The sequence below is a fragment of the Sediminibacillus dalangtanensis genome (assembly GCF_017792025.1).
GTDB classification, from domain to species: Bacteria; Bacillota; Bacilli; order Bacillales; family Amphibacillaceae; genus Sediminibacillus; species Sediminibacillus dalangtanensis.
In genome coordinates this window covers 3,500,667-3,519,261 of the sequence record NZ_CP046956.1, presented here as the reverse complement: position 1 = coordinate 3,519,261, position 18,595 = coordinate 3,500,667, and the positions used below count along the sequence as shown (strand labels likewise).

The following is an 18,595-nucleotide window of genomic DNA, read 5'->3' as shown; positions in this document are numbered from 1 at the left end:
CCCGTTTTGATTTGTGCATCGGAAAAGTGGAGGGAATATGATGGAAGAAAAGACGAAAAAAGGCAGTTTGCGCTGGAAATTGGTTTTGTTCACGACTTTGCTTGCCCTAATTACCTATTCGATCAGCGCCGTATTCATGTATCTTTTATATGATTACATTCAAACCTTTGTTCCTATTTCAGAATTTTGGTTCGTCATGGCCACCTTGGCCCTTGGAATCATCTGGTCCGGCATCTTGGCCTATGCAGCGGCCGGTTTTATCACTCGCCCGTTGACCAGGCTTGAATCAGTGGCTGTTGAAGCAGCACAGGGGAATCTGACGAAGGAAGTGGAGCTTCCCAAGTCCAAGGACGAAATCCATTCCCTGTCGTTTGCGTTCAATACAATGCTTGGCAGTTTGAAGCAAATCATTCTTAAAATCGAAAACAACTTTGCCAAAACCAACGATAAAGTAGAACAAATCAAAACGGTTTCTTCGCGTGCCGCCGCGCAAACGAAAGAAATCGAAGAGGCGATCCAGCATATTTCTGCCGGAGCGGAAAATTCATCGAATTCGATCCAAAACACGGCTGAATCGATCGAAGCATCGACCAGATTGGCTCAGCAAGTCCAGAACAAAGCCGACCAATCCCGGAAAAATTCCCAAGACATGGTTGCAAAGCTAAGTGATAGTAAGACGGTCATACATAGACTAGTTTCAGGCATTCAGTCATTGGCTCAGGAGCAGGAAAATTCTCTGGAAGATGTTACCCGTCTGGAAAAGAACGCCCAGGAAGTCGAGAATATTATCGGTATGGTTGGGGATATTTCAGAACAGACGAACCTCCTTGCTTTGAACGCATCCATTGAAGCAGCACGTGCAGGGGAACATGGAAAGGGATTTGCTGTGGTGGCAGAAGAAGTGAGAAAGCTTGCCGACCAAAGTACACAGGCTGTACAAGGGATTTCCGAGCTTATCGCCAACATTCAGACCGATGTACAACAGGTTGTCAATCAAATCACCGAGCAGGTCACGTTCGCCCGGACAGAGGCGGAAAAAGGCGAAGAAACCAATGCAGCGATCAATACGATGTCTGTATCCATAAATGAGGTTGTTTCCACCATCGAGGAGATTTCCCAGCTGGTAGACGAACAGCTGCAGGCTATTCAAAAAACGTCGGTTGAGTCACAAGAGGTTTCGGCCATTGCGGAGGAAACTTCCGCCAGCGCAGAGGAAATGACGGCAATCATCAATGAGCAGTCTGCTGTCATCGCGAGTGTCGAACAGCTTGCCGCCTCATTGGAAGATCAAGCCAAAGTATTAAACAAGGAAATTCACCAGTTCAAAATAAAAGAAGAAGAAGTTGTCCCTCTGAAGCAACCAGTACGAATGACCACAAAAATGGAGAAGGGAGCGTAAAAAATGAAAGTGATTTTAGCCTCCGACCATGGGGGAGTGAACCTGCGCAAGGAAATCGGCTCACTCCTCGAGGAAATGCACATAGAATTCGAAGACATGGGCTGTGACTGTGAGGAGTCGGTGGACTACCCGGACTATGGGATTCCTGCTGCTGAACGGGTGGCCAGCGGGGAATTTGACAAAGGCATCCTTATTTGCGGAACAGGGATCGGCATGTCGATATCAGCTAATAAAGTGAAGGGCATCCGGGCTGCACTCGTCCACGATGTATTCAGTGCCAAGGCGACCCGTGAACACAACGATTCGAATATGATCACGATGGGTGAACGGGTGATCGGAGCGGGACTCGCTCGAGAAATCGTCAAAACCTGGCTGGAGACAGACTTCCAGGCAGGTCGGCACGCCAACAGAATCGGAAAAATCACCGAATATGAGACAAACGAAACCCTTTAGTACTAAAGAGATGGGGGACAGTCCCCTTGATTACCCTTTTTTAGACAGGAGGCTGGGTGCATTATGGTGGATCAATTGAAACAGGAGATACGTGCGATTGTCGATGAGTGGCTGGCTTCCGGTTATTTGCGGAAGGGGCAGTTGTTTGTTGTCGGCTGTTCCACTAGCGAGGTAGCCGGGAAGCGTATCGGCACTTCTGGAAGTGAGGAAGTGGCCGCAGTCATTTTTGCTGAACTGCAGCGGCTGCAACGGGAGGCCGGGGTTCAGTTGGCTTTTCAATGCTGTGAGCATTTGAACCGTTCCCTTGTTGTAGAACAGGATACATTGATCCAACGTGGCTACCAACAAGTGACAGCAGTTCCTGTCCCGAAAGCGGGAGGTTCCATGGCGGCTTATGCTTACAAACAAATGAGTCAGCCTGTGCTTGCCGAAACGATTTCCGCCGATGCTGGTCTCGATATTGGGGAAACCATGATCGGGATGCACTTACGCAAGGTAGCGGTTCCCTTGCGCTTTAAGCAGCGTGCTGTCGGAAATGCAAGGGTAACGATGGCACGGACTCGTCCGAAATTAATTGGCGGCGAACGGGCTGTCTATCCGCAAGACGATTCGGGTGTATTCTGCGACTGATACATGTTACTATTTTGATAGACAGGGGCAGAGCGAAAAACAAGTCGGTGCATGTAATGGAAAAAAATGAAGCAGAGCTGTAAAGGGGAAGCGGGCAGTCCCTTGCCAGCCTGTTTTTGCTGCACGTTGTCCGAAAGCTCAAAACCCTTACCAAACAATTTCCGACAAATCAAGGGGGAATACGGCAATGGAACATGTGAAACAAAAGGATCAAGAGCTTTTCCAAGCAATTGAAAACGAAAGAAAACGGCAGAACGACAAAATTGAATTAATTGCATCGGAAAATTTTGTCTCCGAAGCGGTTATGGAGGCACAAGGATCTGTATTGACCAATAAATATGCGGAAGGGTATCCGGGACGCCGCTATTATGGTGGTTGTGAATATGTCGATGTGGCAGAAAACCTTGCCCGCGACCGTGCCAAGCAGCTGTTTGGTGCCGATCATGCGAATGTTCAACCGCATTCCGGTGCACAGGCCAATATGGCCGTATATTTTTCGGTCTTGGAACTCGGTGACACGGTGCTTGGGATGAACCTTAGCCACGGCGGCCACCTTACCCATGGCAGCCCTGTCAATTTCAGCGGGAAGCTTTATAAATTTGAAGAATACGGCGTTGACAAAGAAACAGAACAGATCGACTACGACAGTGTTCGTGCCAAAGCGAAAGAGTTAAAGCCAAAATTGATTGTTGCCGGTGCCAGTGCTTATCCACGTACGATTGATTTCGAAAAGTTCCGCGAAATCGCGGACGAAGTCGGTGCTTACTTAATGGTCGACATGGCGCACATTGCCGGCCTGGTAGCGACAGGCCTTCATCCCAATCCGGTTCCATATGCTGATTTTGTTACGACGACTACGCACAAAACCTTGCGTGGCCCTCGCGGCGGTATGATTCTTTGCAAAGAAGAATACGCCAAAAAAATCGATAAGTCCGTATTCCCGGGAATGCAGGGTGGTCCATTGATGCATGTCATCGCGGCAAAAGCCATGGCATTCAAAGAAGCACTCCAGGAAGATTTCAAAACGTATTCCCAACAAATCATCAATAACGCAAAACGACTCGGTGAAGCGTTGCAAAAGGAGGATATCCGCATTGTCTCCGGCGGTACGGACAACCATTTGCTGCTATTGGACGTGCGCGGCCTGGAATTGACAGGGAAAGTTGCGGAAGAAGCATTGGATGAAGTCGGATTGACCACCAACAAAAATACAATTCCATTTGATCCCGAAAGTCCGTTCGTGACTTCTGGTGTCCGGATCGGTACAGCAGCTGTAACTAGCCGAGGCTTCGGACTTGAAGAAATGGATGAATTAGGCTCCATCATCGCTTTTACGCTAAAGCATCATGACGACGAAGCGAAATTGCAAGAAGCGAAGGATCGAGTAAAAGCATTGACTGATAAGTTCCCACTGTATCAATAATGCATAACCAAGTGACTGGGACAAAAGCATAGTGACCAAAGATAAATCGAACGATGATTCGAAACGAAAGTATTCGAACCGTTCGGTTTTTCTTTTTAGTTTTTTTCAGGGAATGAACAATAATAAACTGTTCTCATTTTCGCAAGATGGTGATGCTGGTAGCCAATCCGGCAAGGCACTTGGCTTTCCACGGCTACAGCTTACTTTGGCAAGAAAACCGCTTAACCAAGTGGATCTTCAGCTCGTGCTCTTCCCGCTGGACTCCGCGTATCTTGCATCCGTTTGGTGGGTTACTTCGATTCCAGAGAGGTTTTCCCTATTGAATGATGACGTTGCATAAAGGCTGGGTTACTTCTATACAGACAATCTATAGGCTGACAGTTGTTGTCCTTCCTATATTCGAATTGCTGAGGGCAACAGAGAATTTTTTCTGTGTTCCACTAGGAAAGTTCCCTTTTAAGAGTGGCCGGTTTAGGGTATACCGTTGCTAGGAGGGTTATACCATGAATGAGAAGAACGTTGTATCGATTGGTGGAGTGATTGAAACAGCCGATGGCTACAACCTGCATATCAAAGGATATGACGCTGCACAGCAACGAGAATTTAACGATCTATTTACGTATGACGGTTTTCTGGTTCGCGGCCGGCATATCGATCCTCGTCAGGATCCACTATCGGCCGAATGCAGGCTTGAAATAAAACAAAAAATAATGGAAGTCATCCATGAAAAAGACACTCAACAATAATCGGTCCATCATCCGGCGTGGTGATGGTTTTTGTATGAAACCGGAAAAACATCGACATGGAATGACATGTTCCCTTGAAAGCTGGCTGTTTTTTCAGTACAATTTTAAGGATGCAAAAATACAAAGGAGTGATCGGAACGTGGGAAATGTATATGTACTGGATCATCCATTGATTCAACACAAGTTAACCTACATACGTAAGAATAGTACAGGGACAAAAGAATTTCGCGAACTGGTAGATGAAGTTGCCGGATTAATGGCCTTTGAAATCACCAGAGATCTGCCTGTAGAAGAAATTACGATTGATACTCCTGTAACCAAAGCAAAAGCAAAAACATTGAGCGGAAAGAAAATCGGCCTGGTTCCGATTCTTCGTGCAGGACTCGGAATGGTCGACGGGATCCTTCGTTTAATTCCTGCAGCTAAAGTCGGGCATGTAGGCCTATATCGTGACCCGGAAACATTGAAGCCAGTAGAATATTACATCAAGCTGCCATCCGATATCGAAGAACGAGAACTAATCGTCATCGATCCCATGTTGGCCACTGGCGGGTCTGCAAACGATGCGATTCACTCCTTGAAAAAGCGCGGAGCGAAGAATATTAAATTAATGTGCTTGATTGCTGCCCCGGAAGGTGTGGAAGTCATTAAGCAGGAACACCCTGATGTCGATATTTACCTGGCTGCTTTGGATGAAAAACTAGACGAAAAAGGCTATATCGTACCAGGACTAGGGGATGCAGGTGACCGGCTATTTGGTACAAAATAAACCCGAAAGGTCAGGAGAAACGACCATGACAAAGCCGATCAAGGTAATGACGATTTTCGGTACCCGACCGGAAGCGGTAAAAATGGCGCCGCTTGTCCTGGAACTCAATAAACGTCCCGAGCAATTCGAAACGATTGTGACCGTGACTGCCCAACACAGGGAAATGCTTGATCAGGTTCTGGATATTTTCGGGATTACACCCGATTTCGATTTGAATATCATGAAATCACGGCAAACGCTGGCTCAAATTACGACCAGAGCACTTGAAGGCCTTGATGATGTAATCAAACAGACTAATCCAGATATCGTGCTCGTGCATGGAGATACGACTACAACCTTTGCCGCTTCATTGGCTGCCTATTATAATCAAACTGCCGTAGGACACGTTGAGGCAGGGCTTCGGACATGGAACAAATACTCTCCTTATCCGGAAGAAATAAACAGACAGTTGACAGGGGTCATGGCCGACTTGCATTTTTCCCCGACAGAACAGGCGAAACAAAACTTGCTCCAGGAAAACAAGCCGGAAGAGAGGGTGTTTGTTACAGGGAATACAGCAATCGATGCTTTGAAAACAACGATTGCAGATGATTATAAGAGCCCGACACTCGATGAGCTTAACGGTAAACGGTTAGTGCTGATGACTGCCCATCGACGGGAAAACTTGGGTAGTAATATGCAGCAAATGTTTCGTGCCATCAAGCGGCTCGTCGAAGCGCATGATGATGTTCAGGTTGTCTACCCGGTACACTTGAACCCGGCAGTCAGGGAAACGGCCGTTGAAATACTCGGAAATGATGAGCGAGTAAAACTGATTGAACCCCTCGGTTTGGTCGACTTTCATAATTTCGCGGCCCACGCCCATCTGATTTTGACGGATTCCGGAGGGATCCAGGAAGAAGCACCATCTCTCGGGGTTCCGGTTCTAGTCCTCCGCGATACCACCGAACGCCCGGAAGGTATCCAGGCCGGAACATTGAAGCTCGCCGGAACGGATGAAGACAACATCTTCCGTCTGGCCAATGAACTACTATCAGATGAAAAAGCCCATGCTCTAATGGCCAAAGCGTCCAATCCATATGGAGATGGACAAGGCTCAGCCAGAATAGCGGAAGCAATCCGCTACTATTTTGGACAAACAAAGGACCGTCCTGCTTCGTTTCAAATTTAAATCAAACGGCACATCCCTGACTCAGATGGTGTGCCGTTTTGTTTTGTATAAGCTCTGGTCTGTACTAACTTTCCATATGCATGATTCTGTCTCAACCAACAGATACTAACGGGAAAAAGAGGAGAATCATTCATGGTAAAACATATCGCATGCGCTCTTGTCCTCGCCATTCTGTTGTCTTTTATCCCCTCTACAAAACCTTCGGCAGAAATAGAAGAACCCCAATCACTCATCGTCGAGATTGATGGCGATCCTCATGCATACAAGGAATTCATTGAAAAATATCATCCATTTATAGAAGTTTTGCAAGTGTACGATACCCTGTTTACCGGACTGGCGGTTCGCGGGAAGGCACACCAGCTGGAAAAAATCGAAACCGAAGACTTTGTCCGCAAAAGCTACCCAGTGCAGACCTATCAAGCCACTGCAGAAAACAGTGTAGATTTTTTAAAACAGGGGTCTTTTTTTCAATCGGAGGCTGGCAGTAAGTATACCGGAAAGGGTGTGAAAGTAGGGGTAATCGATACGGGCATCGATTATACTCACCCTGACCTGGCTGCAAGCTATCAAGGCGGATTCGATGTTGTCGACCTGGATGATGACCCGATGGAAACCAAAGTGGACCAAGGGATGCCAACCATACATGGCAGTCATGTAGCGGGGATTATTGCTGCCCGCGGCAAAATGTCAGGAGTAGCACCAGAGGCCGAGCTCTATGGCTATCGCGCTCTCGGTCCCGGCGGAATGGGAACATCGGTACAGGTCATCGCTGCTCTGGAAAAAGCCGTGAAAGACGGAATGGATATTATCAATATGTCACTTGGCAGTTCGGTGAATGGACCGGACTGGCCGACAAGTGCTGCAGTCAACCGCGCCATTGACAAAGGGGTGTCAGTGGTCGTGGCAAATGGAAACGAAGGGCCGGAAAACTGGACAGTTGGATCGCCGGCCACCTCGGATAAAGCAATTTCGGTCGGGGCCTCCACGCCCCCTATGACAACTCCCTCTTTGTATGACCAGCTGCATGATAAAAAGATCGAATTGAATTTGTTCATGGGGTCAGTCCCCTGGGCACTCGAAAAAAAATATCCGATAGTCCACCGGAAACTGGAAAACGGAAAAATCGAGGATGCCAGGGGAAGAATGGTACTGATCGAACGAGGGACAGTCCCCTTTGCCGACAAAGCTCGGGCAGCAGAGAAAGCGGGGGCTGAAGCTGTGGTGATTTATAACAACGAAAAAGGCAGTTTTGTAGGTTCTATTGACGATGGAAAAGAGCCGGTAGATATTCCGGTTGCATCCATTTCACAGGCGGATGGTCAATGGCTCGTGGAAAATGCGGCTGCACAGGAAACCTGGTTGGAAACAAACTATCAAAAAGAGCAGGATCTAATGGCTTCATTCAGTTCGAGAGGGCCGGTCACGGTCAATTGGGAAATCAAGCCTGAAATTGTGGCACCTGGAGCAGCCATCACTAGCACAGTGCCAGGCGGTTACCAGGAGTTGCAGGGAACAAGCATGGCAGCCCCCCATGTGGCCGGTGGGCTTGCTTTGGTGAAACAGGCCCATCCAGATTGGAGCCATGATCAGCTGAAAGGAGCACTGCTGACGACTGCTTTGCCGGTAAACGACGAAAAGGGAAACAGATATGATCCGATTGTACAAGGGATGGGCCGGATGCAGATTGACGCCGCTATTAACACGGATACAATCCTGTATAACCCGCTTCTTTCTTTTGGGAAAATTGATGAGAGAAAACAGAGAAGCACATATGAACTGGTGGTCGAAAACATATCTGATCAGCCTCAGGAGTTTCGGTTTGATATTCCAAAGCAGCAGCGAGGCTTGAGGTGGGAGCTACCAAAGGCTGTCACGGTCAAAGCGGGAGAGAAGGAAAAGATTCCGATTACGTTGTCAGTGACAACTTCCCTGTTGGAGAGCGGAATCCATCAAGGCTGGCTGACGCTGCAACGTGATAAGGGTAAAGAAACGTATCAACTTCCCTATTTGTTTCTCGTCAACGAAGCGGAGTACCCGAAAGCGATGGGAATGGAATTTGCTCTAAAGCCATTCACCGATGACCAATATCAGTATCGGATGTACCTTCCGGAAGGGGCGGAAGAATTGACCATTGACCTTTACAATCCGTCGACCCTCCGGTTTGACCGTACCGTCCTGGAATTAAAAAACCAACAACCAGGCCTGATTGAAGGCGTGTTGGATAAACACGAAATTGGAAAACAAGGCCAATACCTGGCTAACATCATCGTCAAAACCGATAAAGATCACCAATACAACTACCCAACCACCCTGCAAATCGAGTAACAACCCGGAGACAGATCCCGGACAGCAGAACCCGGGGACAGTCCCCTCGAGCAGGAAAATCCGTGGATAGACACCTTCTTAGAACCACGGGGCCTGTCCCTCTCCGACTAATTAACGTAGAAACGGTTGGTGGAGGGACTGACCCCAAAACAGTTAAAAACTGCATGATAGCCGATAAGAACCCCGCAGTGATGGGGTTTTTATCGTACAAGGTGTGTCCCCGTTCGGCAAATCATTTTATGAAAATGACCTTTGGGGTCAGTCCCCATACGTATCGATTTTGATTAATTTAGTAACTCAACTCTTTTCAGGGGACTGACCCCAATATCCACCCAATACCCCATACCCCAATATGAATTTCGCGACTCTAATGAATTGTCACAAATTTGTCGCTTTTGTGTCTGTTTTCTTTCTTATATAATATAGGAGAGTGTACTGGTGAACAGTGTTTTCGTGGAAGGTTTTCCAAATTCTACTTTCTCCGCGAAACGGATTGACATTGGACTACCCCTATTGTATGCTAATCTAGTGTGGAATGATAAGGGTTTCATAAGCTTGATTTCCTGATAAGCTTATTCCTTGTTTAAAACCTGTACAGCTTGTAAGATGAGTACAAACCTGACCTGGTGAACAGGACAGTGTGAAAAAGTTTTGCCGGGATCGACAAAATTTTTTTGCGCTTTAATCGGTTTGATGCAATCCTTTCTTCTGAACGGAAGATACAATCAAACTGATTTTCCACAAGTTCCGACAATCGTTCAATGGGTTGAATTGGCCTTGAATTGGAGCCGGTACATAAAGAAGCATCCATTTAAAATATCACAAGCATCTTCATTACGGGGGAACAAAGCATGCAACAATACGAATATATGATAACCCGTCAGCGCAAATGGATGTTCTACCTTCTCGCACTATTGGTACTAGGATCGGCTTTCACTCCGTATCCGCGTATCTTCCTCGGACTTCTCCTTGGAACAGTGATAGGCTTTTACAACCTATGGCTTATGCAAAGAAAGATCCAGCAGTTCGGCAAAGCAGCAGCTGAACAACGTTCTACCAAAGGTATTGGTACCTTTTCCCGATTGGCAGCAGCCGCAGCGGCTGTGCTTATCGCCCTTCAGTTTGAAGAATATTTCCATCTTATTGGTGTGTTAATTGGATTAATGACAGTTTACGTTGTCATTATGATAGATTTTGCAATATTTAGAGTCAAAGATTAGCGCTGGGAAGAGAGGTGAAGAAATTTGGATCATAAAAAACCCTTAATCGAGGACGTTTTTGAAATCTCATGGCTTGATTTCAACTTGTCCAACGTTTTGATGATCGCGATCGCATCCGCCCTTGTTTTCATCCTGGGGGTCGCCGCATCAAGAAAGCTGCAGATGAAGCCAACCGGTCTTCAAAATTTCATGGAATGGGTCATCGATTTCGTGAAAGGGATTGTTGGAGATACGATGGATTGGAAAACGGGGAAAACATTCCTTCCGTTAGGCCTGACGCTGATCACCTATATTTTTGTCAGCAACCTTCTCGGTGTCGCCTTCATGGCAGTGGACTCTGAACACCATCTATGGTGGAAGTCACCGACATCGGATGCAGGCATCACACTGACATTGTCGACCATGGTAATCGTCCTGACACACTACTATGGAATCAAGATGAGGGGTGTGAAGGAATACGGAAAAGACTATTTCCGTCCTTTGCCATTCTTATTCCCGATCAAACTGCTGGAAGAATTCTCGAATACGTTGACGCTTGGTCTTCGTCTTTTCGGTAACATTTATGCAGGGGAAATTCTCTTAGGTTTACTGGCGAGCCTTACCGCTTCCGGTGCGTTGGGATTCTTTGGTGGAGCAATTCCGATGCTGGCATGGCAAGGATTCAGTTTGTTTATTGGAGCCATCCAGGCCTTCATTTTCACTATGTTGACAATGGTCTACATGTCTCACAAAGTGAGCTCGGACCATTAAAAATTATATAATGGGTATTCCCTTTGCTTGACTTATTCAAACAGGCAGAAAGGAACCCGCTCAGTTTTTGTAAACAGGGAGATTCGGAAAATCCGGACGTCTACTTATGAAAAACTGAAAACTCAGGAATTAACTAAATTCATATATTTTAGAGGAGGATTTTTATTATGGGAGCATTAGCAGCTGCAATCGCAGTAGGACTAGCCGCACTAGGCGCAGGTATTGGTAACGGTTTGATTGTAAGTCGTACAGTAGAAGGGATCGCTCGTCAGCCAGAATTGCGTAGCGCCCTGCAGACAACCATGTTCATTGGTGTAGGTCTGGTTGAGGCAATGCCGATCATCGCGGTAGTAATCGCGCTTATCGTTATGTAACAACACATTTAAGATAAAACTTAAATACATTGGCGAAGTTCATTTAGTTGAACTTTCGCCTTTCCTTTACGTTTGAAGAAACATAGCAAGTGTTGACGAATAAACCGGTTACCGACGATGAAAGGAGTGAATGCAGTGCAATACACAGGTTGGCTGATCATAAACGCTGGGCCGGGCGGCCTCTTAGTAGGGGACATGATAACCCAGTTGTTCTTCTTTATTGTATTATTGCTCCTCTTGCGCAAGTTTGCATGGGGACCGTTGATGAATGTCATGAAACAAAGGGAAGACCATATAGCAAGTGAAATCGAAACGGCAGAAAAGAACCGTGCCGAAGCAGAGCGTGCGTCGCGCGAAGCAGCTGAAGAGCTGAAAAAGACCCGTCAGGAAGCGCAGACTATAATTGAAGATGCGAAACATGCCGGGCAAAAGCAAGAACAGCAAATCATCGAAGCGGCCCGCGAAACAGCGGAGCGCATCAAGGTTTCTGCTCAAGAAGACATTGAACAGGAAAAAGAGAAAGCAATCAAAGCATTGCAAGATCAGGTGGCTACCTTGTCCGTGCAAATCGCCAGCAAGGTGATTGAAAAAGAAATTAATGCCCAGGATCAAGAGCAATTGATCAATGAATATATCAAAGAGGTAGGAGAAGAGCGATGAGTGAAGCTATAGTTGCCAAACGATACGCAGATGCTCTTTTTCAACTGGCGGAAGAAAAAAATGCCGTCGACCAGCTTGAACAACAGTTTTACATTTTACAAGAAGTGTTTGAAAACAATAAAGAATTACTACCATTCCTGAAGCATCCAAGAGTTAATAATGATAAAAAGAAACAACTCATCCGTGAGACGTTTCAAGACTTTTCTTCCGATGTAGTCAATACATTGTCACTGCTCGTTGACCGCCATCGCGAAGAACTCATTCCATCCATAATTAGTCACTTTATCGAATTAGTACATGATGTGAAAGGGATAGCGGAAGCAAGCGTCTATTCTGTTCGGGAACTGACCGAAGCGGAGCAGGAACAGCTTTCTCAAGTTTTTGCCAAAAAACTTGGTAAATCCGAGTTGAAGATCACCAATATCGTCGATCCGTCGGTTCTCGGCGGTGTCAGACTGAAGATTGGCAACACGATCTATGATGGAACCATCAGCGGCAAGCTCGAGCGAATGGAACGGAATATCGTATCCGCGAAATAATTGATGATAGGGGTGAAATGGCATGAGCATTAAAGCTGAAGAAATCAGTGCGCTGATCAAACAGCAAATTGAGAATTATCAATCTGATATAGAAGTCAACGATGTAGGGACAGTAATTGAGATCGGGGACGGAATTGCCCGTGCCCATGGTCTTGATGATGTTATGGCCGGCGAACTAGTCGAATTCTCCAACGGTGTCATGGGAATGGCGCAAAATCTGGAAGAAAGCAACGTAGGTATCGTCATTTTGGGACCATATCAAGATATCCGCGAGGGGGACGAAGTACGTCGTACCGGACGTATTATGCAGGTGCCTGTAGGGGATGAACTGCTTGGACGCGTCGTCAATCCGTTAGGACAGCCAGTAGACGGAAAAGGTGCGATCGAAACGGGAAAAACCCGTCCAATCGAATCTCCTGCACCTGGAGTAATGGATCGTAAGTCCGTTCATGAACCACTTCAAACAGGTATCAAAGCGATCGACGCCCTTGTACCGATCGGGCGTGGCCAGCGTGAGCTAATTATCGGTGACCGTCAAACTGGTAAAACAACCGTTGCAATAGATACGATCCTGAATCAGAAAGATCAGGACATGATTTGTATCTATGTAGCCATCGGACAAAAGGATTCTACCGTACGCGGAACCGTTGAAACATTTCGCCGCTACGGCGCATTGGATTATACGATTGTCGTATCTGCCGGCGCATCGGAACCAGCGCCGCTTCTTTACCTGGCTCCATATGCAGGTGTTACCATGGGTGAAGAATTCATGTACAACGGCAAGCATGTATTGGTAGTCTATGATGACTTGTCCAAACAGGCTGCTGCCTATCGTGAACTTTCCCTCTTGCTTCGCCGTCCGCCAGGCCGTGAAGCATTCCCGGGAGATGTTTTCTACTTGCACTCCCGTCTGTTGGAAAGGGCTGCCAAGCTGAGTGACGACAAAGGCGCTGGTTCATTGACCGCACTGCCTTTTGTGGAAACTCAAGCCGGTGATATCGGTGCCTATATTCCGACAAACGTTATTTCCATCACAGATGGACAGATTTTCTTGCAGTCTGACTTGTTCTTCTCCGGTGTGCGTCCGGCGATTAATCCAGGTTTGTCAGTATCACGTGTCGGCGGTTCTGCCCAAATCAAAGCGATGAAAAAAGTAGCCGGTACGTTGCGCCTTGACTTGGCATCTTACCGTGAGTTGGAATCCTTCGCGCAATTCGGGTCTGACTTGGATAAAGCGACACAGGCAAAACTGAACCGTGGGGCACGGACGGTAGAAGTATTGAAACAGGGCTTGCACAAGCCATTGAAAGTAGAAAACCAGGTAATGATCATTTACGCTTTAACCCAAGGGTATCTGGATGATATTCCGGTCGAAGATATTACGCGCTTCGAAGGTGAGTTCCACGAATGGCTGCGCACTAACAAGAAAGAGTTGCTGCAGACCATCCGTGAGACAGGTAAACTTGCGGAAACGGAAGATATGAACAATGCTGTCGAAGAATTCAAAAAGAGCTTTGTAGTATCAGCGTAAGTTTAGGATACAGATGGCAAGGAGACCGCTTGGAACCAGATATAATCTGGTCCAGCGTAAACCTTTGATGAAAGGGTGGTGAGATAGCGTGGCTTCACTTAGAGATATCCAAAACCGGATAAACTCGACCAAGAAAACGAAACAAATCACCAACGCGATGCATATGGTGTCTGCTTCAAAGTTGAATAAAGCAGAGCAAAACGCAAAATCGTTTGTACCTTATAGCGAAAAAATTCAGGAAGTGGTCGCAAGCATTGCAAATGGTGGCGATGTTGCCAACCATCCAATGCTGCAGGCACGAGAAGTGAAGAAGACTGCTTATTTTGTCATCACATCTGATCGTGGATTGGCGGGTCCGTACAACAGCAGTATCCTGCGGGAAGTTTACCGTGACATCCAGAGCAGGCATCAATCAAAAGATGAGTATACTGTGATTGCTGTCGGCCGTATTGGAAGAGATTTCTTTAAGAAAAGAGATATGCCAATCTCCAGGGAAATCACCGGACTTGCTGACCAGCCGAATTTTGCTGACATAAAAGATCTGACTTCAGAAACGGTGCAAATGTATATCGATGAAGAAATAGATGAATTGAATATCTATTACAATCATTTTGTAAGTGCAGTTTCCCAAGAAGTATCGACAACAAAACTGCTTCCTTTGACAAATATAAGCCCGGAAGGCAAGCAGTTGAACAGCTACGAGTATGAACCAAACCAGGAAGAAATTCTTGAGGTTCTACTACCGCAATACGCGGAAAGTGTGCTTTACGGTGCTTTGCTGGATGGAAAAGCAAGTGAACACGCTGCCCGGATGACGGCGATGAGAAGTGCTACAGACAATGCAAATGACTTAATTGATGATCTTTCATTGTCATACAACCGTGCTCGCCAGGCAGCCATCACGCAGGAAATCACAGAAATTGTAGGTGGAGCAGCAGCACAGAATTAGCTCCATTATAGTAAGTAAGGAGGGAAATCGATGAGCGAAGGACGCGTTACCCAAATTATGGGACCCGTAGTGGACGTAAAATTCGAAAGCGGACAGCTTCCGGAAATTTATAACGCTTTACGCGTGCGATATGCAGCACAAGATGAAAATGAATCCAGCAGCGAGCTTATTTTGGAAGTCGCATTGCATTTGGGCGATGACAGTGTTCGTACGATTGCCATGTCATCGACAGAAGGGGTTCAGCGCGGTACAGAAGTAATAGATACAGGAGCACCGATCTCAGTACCTGTAGGCGATGTCACTCTCAGCCGTGTCTTCAACGTTCTGGGTGAAAAAATTGACTTGGATGAGCCGTTGGCAGAAGGTGTACGTCGCGACCCGATTCACCGCCAGTCACCTAAGTTTGAAAACTTAGCGACCGAGACGGAAATCCTGGAGACAGGAATCAAGGTCGTCGATTTGCTGGCTCCGTATATCAAGGGTGGTAAAATCGGACTGTTCGGTGGTGCGGGTGTAGGGAAAACCGTACTGATTCAGGAACTGATCAATAACATCGCCCAGGAACACGGCGGTATCTCCGTTTTCGCTGGCGTTGGCGAACGTACTCGTGAAGGTAACGACTTATACTATGAAATGAAGGACTCAGGGGTTATCAGCAAAACAGCGATGGTTTTCGGCCAGATGAACGAGCCGCCGGGAGCGCGTATGCGTGTTGCCCTTACCGGTTTGACGATGGCGGAATACTTCCGTGATGAGCAGGGGCAGGACGTGTTGCTGTTTATCGACAATATTTTCCGATTCACTCAAGCAGGTTCTGAGGTGTCTGCATTGCTTGGCCGTATGCCTTCAGCGGTTGGATATCAACCGACATTGGCTACCGAGATGGGTCAACTTCAGGAGCGAATCACTTCTACAAATAAAGGGTCGGTAACGTCCATTCAGGCTGTTTATGTGCCTGCCGATGACTATACCGACCCGGCTCCGGCAACAACGTTTGCCCACTTGGATGCAACGACCAACCTGGATCGTAAGTTATCGGAACAGGGTATTTATCCTGCCGTTGATCCTTTGGCGTCCACTTCCCGTGCACTGGACCCGGAAGTTGTCGGGGAAGAGCATTATGAAGTGGCGCGTGAAGTTCAACGTACGTTGCAGCGCTATAAAGAATTACAGGATATCATCGCCATCCTTGGTATGGATGAATTGACGGACGAGGACAAGCTGACAGTTGCCCGTGCCCGCCGTATTCAATTCTTCCTGTCCCAAAATTTCCACGTTGCGGAACAGTTTACTGGTCAAAAAGGCTCCTATGTACCTGTCCAGGAAACTGTAAAAGGCTTCCGTGAAATTTTGGACGGAAAATATGATGATGTACCAGAGGATGCCTTCCGATTGGTTGGCCGGATCGAGGAAGTAGTCGAGAAAGCTCAACAAATGGCATAAATCATAAGGCCGTTCAGGCTGGGAAAAGCGGATAGCAGCTTTACCGGCCTTCCGGCATTTTTAAAGAAACGGCTGTTGAATGTAGCCATATTCCAGCCCGAGGAGGGGTTTGATTGAAAACACTAATGGTGAGTGTTGTCACTCCTGATGGCCCTGTAATGGAAGATGCTTTCGAAATGGTTAGTTTAAAGGCGGAAAACGGTGAACTCGGTATTTTGCATGGTCACATTCCATTGGTTGCTCCGTTATCGATCGGTGCTGTCCGTTTAAAAGGACAGGACGACACGAAAAAGTTAGCGGTGAATGGCGGATTTGTCGAGGTGCGACCTGATAAGGTGACCATCTTGGCACAATCGGCGGAAAAACCAACCGAAATCGATGTGGAGCGTGCCCGCAAAGCAAAAGAACGGGCTGAAAGACGTCTGCAGACTAAGCAGGACGATATCGACTTCAAAAGGGCTGAAAACGCGCTTAGACGTGCAATCAACCGTCTGGACGTAGTGGGAAATCGATAGTCACAATAGGAAACGAACGATAAAAGACTTTAATTGCTGCAAAAGCGGTTAAAGTCTTTTTTGTGTTTAAGGAACGGGAATCTAATAGGGAAGCTACAAAAGACCCTGCTTCTTTCTAACAATGAAAAAAACAAGATGGCTGGATAATGGCAAGGTCTGTACTATGACAGTTACTTTTATGCACTTCTGAGGCAACTTAACCTTATATTATAGGGAAGAGCGCTTTCAATAAAGACAGGAAAAGGAACACCCAGCAACGGACATGTGTCGGTGAAATCCCCCATTCACCCTTCTCCAATTTTAAACAATAATGGCAGGATCCTGTCTTAAAACCCAAAAGATACTGCTTCCCTGCAAAAAAAAGAAGCAAGTGTCGATATTCCCCGGGAAATATCAGCATCATTGGTAGAAATCAGACAGCGATCCCCCTGCTTCCTACCGACCAGGTGCCATCTGCACAACTTGTTCGATTTTTACGTTTAGGTAATTTGAAATAAAGGTATTACACTACCAGAAACAAACAATCACCCGTTGACATTTCTTTTTGTCCGTGGCAATGTTTTACTAGTAAACAAACGATGCGAACAAAAAGAAAAGGTGTGATCCAAATGATGCAATCACTTGGCCAAGAAGCGCTCATCAGTATGATTTCTCACTTGATTTTTATCATTATCACGTGGAGGGTACTGCAAGGTATTAATTTAGAACCTCTTATTAAAAAAGGACGCGTAATGGAAGCGAATATTTTATTGATGTTCATTACGATTGCAATAGGCACGACTGTCAGCAGGTTCTTTTTGGACTTCTTGCAATGGTCCCAGCAGCTAATTTTTCTTTTTTGACGTGAAGTTCACGAAAACGCGAACCATGTATGTCAAATCATGACGAGAAAAGAACCGTATTTTTTTTGCTCTCCGGTCAATACTTGTGAAAGAGTCCAAGCACTAATTCATAAGCTGAGGGAGAGAATATAAATGAAAATCCGGTTCCTTCTCGTGATAACATTGGGTATGATGGTTTCATTGCAATCATTCGTTCATGCATCCATACAAAAAGAACCAATCGAGCAATTGATCCAGTTGTCGGAACAAGAGCAACTCCCGCTGGAAAAGTGGCAGGTAGTCATGAAAGATGAACTGGACAGAAGCCGTGCCTTAGAGATTGCTAGAAAACTAGAAAGCTATTTCCCTGCGTCCCATATTAATAGAGAGGAAACGAGCCAGGCAGAAAAATGGACTGCCAGCAACCTCCACAAAAAAACGCAATCAACCGAAACCTTTATCATGATTGTGCCTAAAAATGAACAGGGTAGTATTCAAATCAGCTATTCACTCACTGGTGAAAGGTGGAATGAACAGACAAGGTCTTATTACTTTACTCGATCAAAGAGTGTGACTAAAGCATTATTTACTACAAATGTAAAAAAATTTGCTTGTCTGACACTAGTGTCAAATGATAAAATAAATAAGGTTTATTTTTTTGAAAAATTTGTAGAAAAATTAAATGTTCAAGCACTAGATCGCATACAGGAAAAAGATTTCACCGTTCTGTCGGGTTATACACCTTACTGGGAGCAAACCATCCCCGGCAAGGACAGCCTAATGAATATCCAGCTGGCTGCTCGGGAAGATGCGAGTGGCAATACTACCATGACAATTGGAACACCTATCATAATTACTGAATATTAATATAGTGAAA

Annotated in this window: 20 protein-coding genes; all 20 read left to right on the top strand. The window is 46.2% G+C overall.

Features of this window, described 5'->3' with window-relative positions:
- The first annotated feature begins 37 nt into the window (after positions 1-37).
- The 20 genes from ERJ70_RS17300 to ERJ70_RS17205 all read left to right on the top strand — a co-directional run bounded on the left by ERJ70_RS17300 (position 38) and on the right by ERJ70_RS17205 (position 18,585).
- Positions 38-1,399: a methyl-accepting chemotaxis protein gene (locus tag ERJ70_RS17300; RefSeq protein ID WP_374099736.1), complete on the top strand. Its 1,362-nt coding sequence runs from the start codon at positions 38-40 to the stop codon at positions 1,397-1,399.
- A 3-nt stretch (positions 1,400-1,402) separates the two neighbouring features.
- Positions 1,403-1,852, top strand: coding sequence for a ribose 5-phosphate isomerase B (rpiB, locus tag ERJ70_RS17295; protein ID WP_209365998.1), 450 nt, complete (start codon positions 1,403-1,405; stop codon positions 1,850-1,852).
- 63 nt (positions 1,853-1,915) lie between these two features.
- Positions 1,916-2,482: a TIGR01440 family protein gene (locus ERJ70_RS17290; protein ID WP_209365997.1), complete on the top strand. Its 567-nt coding sequence runs from the start codon at positions 1,916-1,918 to the stop codon at positions 2,480-2,482.
- A 187-nt stretch (positions 2,483-2,669) separates the two neighbouring features.
- Entirely contained in the window at positions 2,670-3,905 is a 1,236-nt protein-coding gene (glyA, locus tag ERJ70_RS17285) for a serine hydroxymethyltransferase (protein WP_209365996.1), read from the top strand.
- A gap of 31 nt (positions 3,906-3,936) precedes the next feature.
- A complete protein-coding gene (locus ERJ70_RS17280) occupies positions 3,937-4,245 on the top strand; it encodes a hypothetical protein (protein ID WP_209365995.1) in 309 nt (102 codons plus the stop codon).
- Between the two features lie 163 nt (positions 4,246-4,408).
- The gene (locus ERJ70_RS17275; protein ID WP_209365994.1) at positions 4,409-4,651 is read left to right on the top strand and encodes a hypothetical protein; all 243 of its coding nucleotides are present in this window, start codon (positions 4,409-4,411) and stop codon (positions 4,649-4,651) included.
- A 139-nt stretch (positions 4,652-4,790) separates the two neighbouring features.
- Complete coding sequence (gene upp / locus ERJ70_RS17270; protein ID WP_209365993.1) at positions 4,791-5,420, top strand: uracil phosphoribosyltransferase; 630 nt, start codon at positions 4,791-4,793, stop codon at positions 5,418-5,420.
- A 25-nt stretch (positions 5,421-5,445) separates the two neighbouring features.
- A complete protein-coding gene (wecB, locus tag ERJ70_RS17265; RefSeq protein ID WP_209365992.1) occupies positions 5,446-6,591 on the top strand; it encodes a non-hydrolyzing UDP-N-acetylglucosamine 2-epimerase in 1,146 nt (381 codons plus the stop codon).
- A gap of 132 nt (positions 6,592-6,723) precedes the next feature.
- A complete protein-coding gene (locus ERJ70_RS17260) occupies positions 6,724-8,916 on the top strand; it encodes a S8 family serine peptidase (RefSeq protein ID WP_209365991.1) in 2,193 nt (730 codons plus the stop codon).
- 851 nt (positions 8,917-9,767) lie between these two features.
- Positions 9,768-10,136 carry an ATP synthase subunit I gene (locus ERJ70_RS17255; protein ID WP_074599889.1) on the top strand — a complete coding sequence of 123 codons (369 nt, stop codon included), beginning with the start codon at positions 9,768-9,770 and terminating at the stop codon, positions 10,134-10,136.
- Positions 10,137-10,160: 24 nt separating this feature from the next.
- The gene (atpB, locus tag ERJ70_RS17250) at positions 10,161-10,886 is read left to right on the top strand and encodes a F0F1 ATP synthase subunit A (RefSeq protein ID WP_209365990.1); all 726 of its coding nucleotides are present in this window, start codon (positions 10,161-10,163) and stop codon (positions 10,884-10,886) included.
- Between the two features lie 167 nt (positions 10,887-11,053).
- Entirely contained in the window at positions 11,054-11,260 is a 207-nt protein-coding gene (gene atpE / locus ERJ70_RS17245; protein WP_026570770.1) for a F0F1 ATP synthase subunit C, read from the top strand.
- Between the two features lie 195 nt (positions 11,261-11,455).
- Positions 11,456-11,920: a F0F1 ATP synthase subunit B gene (gene atpF, locus ERJ70_RS17240; RefSeq protein WP_374099825.1), complete on the top strand. Its 465-nt coding sequence runs from the start codon at positions 11,456-11,458 to the stop codon at positions 11,918-11,920.
- Entirely contained in the window at positions 11,917-12,459 is a 543-nt protein-coding gene (locus ERJ70_RS17235; protein WP_209365988.1) for a F0F1 ATP synthase subunit delta, read from the top strand. Before atpF ends, ERJ70_RS17235 begins: the two co-directional genes overlap by 4 nt.
- A gap of 22 nt (positions 12,460-12,481) precedes the next feature.
- Entirely contained in the window at positions 12,482-13,990 is a 1,509-nt protein-coding gene (atpA, locus tag ERJ70_RS17230) for a F0F1 ATP synthase subunit alpha (RefSeq protein ID WP_209365987.1), read from the top strand.
- Positions 13,991-14,078: 88 nt separating this feature from the next.
- Positions 14,079-14,939, top strand: coding sequence for an ATP synthase F1 subunit gamma (gene atpG / locus ERJ70_RS17225; protein ID WP_209365986.1), 861 nt, complete (start codon positions 14,079-14,081; stop codon positions 14,937-14,939).
- Between the two features lie 30 nt (positions 14,940-14,969).
- Entirely contained in the window at positions 14,970-16,382 is a 1,413-nt protein-coding gene (gene atpD / locus ERJ70_RS17220; RefSeq protein WP_209365985.1) for a F0F1 ATP synthase subunit beta, read from the top strand.
- Positions 16,383-16,495: 113 nt separating this feature from the next.
- Positions 16,496-16,897: a F0F1 ATP synthase subunit epsilon gene (locus ERJ70_RS17215; protein ID WP_209365984.1), complete on the top strand. Its 402-nt coding sequence runs from the start codon at positions 16,496-16,498 to the stop codon at positions 16,895-16,897.
- Between the two features lie 608 nt (positions 16,898-17,505).
- Positions 17,506-17,739: a DUF1146 family protein gene (locus tag ERJ70_RS17210; protein ID WP_209365983.1), complete on the top strand. Its 234-nt coding sequence runs from the start codon at positions 17,506-17,508 to the stop codon at positions 17,737-17,739.
- 132 nt (positions 17,740-17,871) lie between these two features.
- Positions 17,872-18,585, top strand: a complete 714-nt coding sequence (locus ERJ70_RS17205) for a YwmB family TATA-box binding protein (protein ID WP_209365982.1) — start codon at positions 17,872-17,874, stop codon at positions 18,583-18,585.
- Positions 18,586-18,595: the final 10 nt, after the last annotated feature.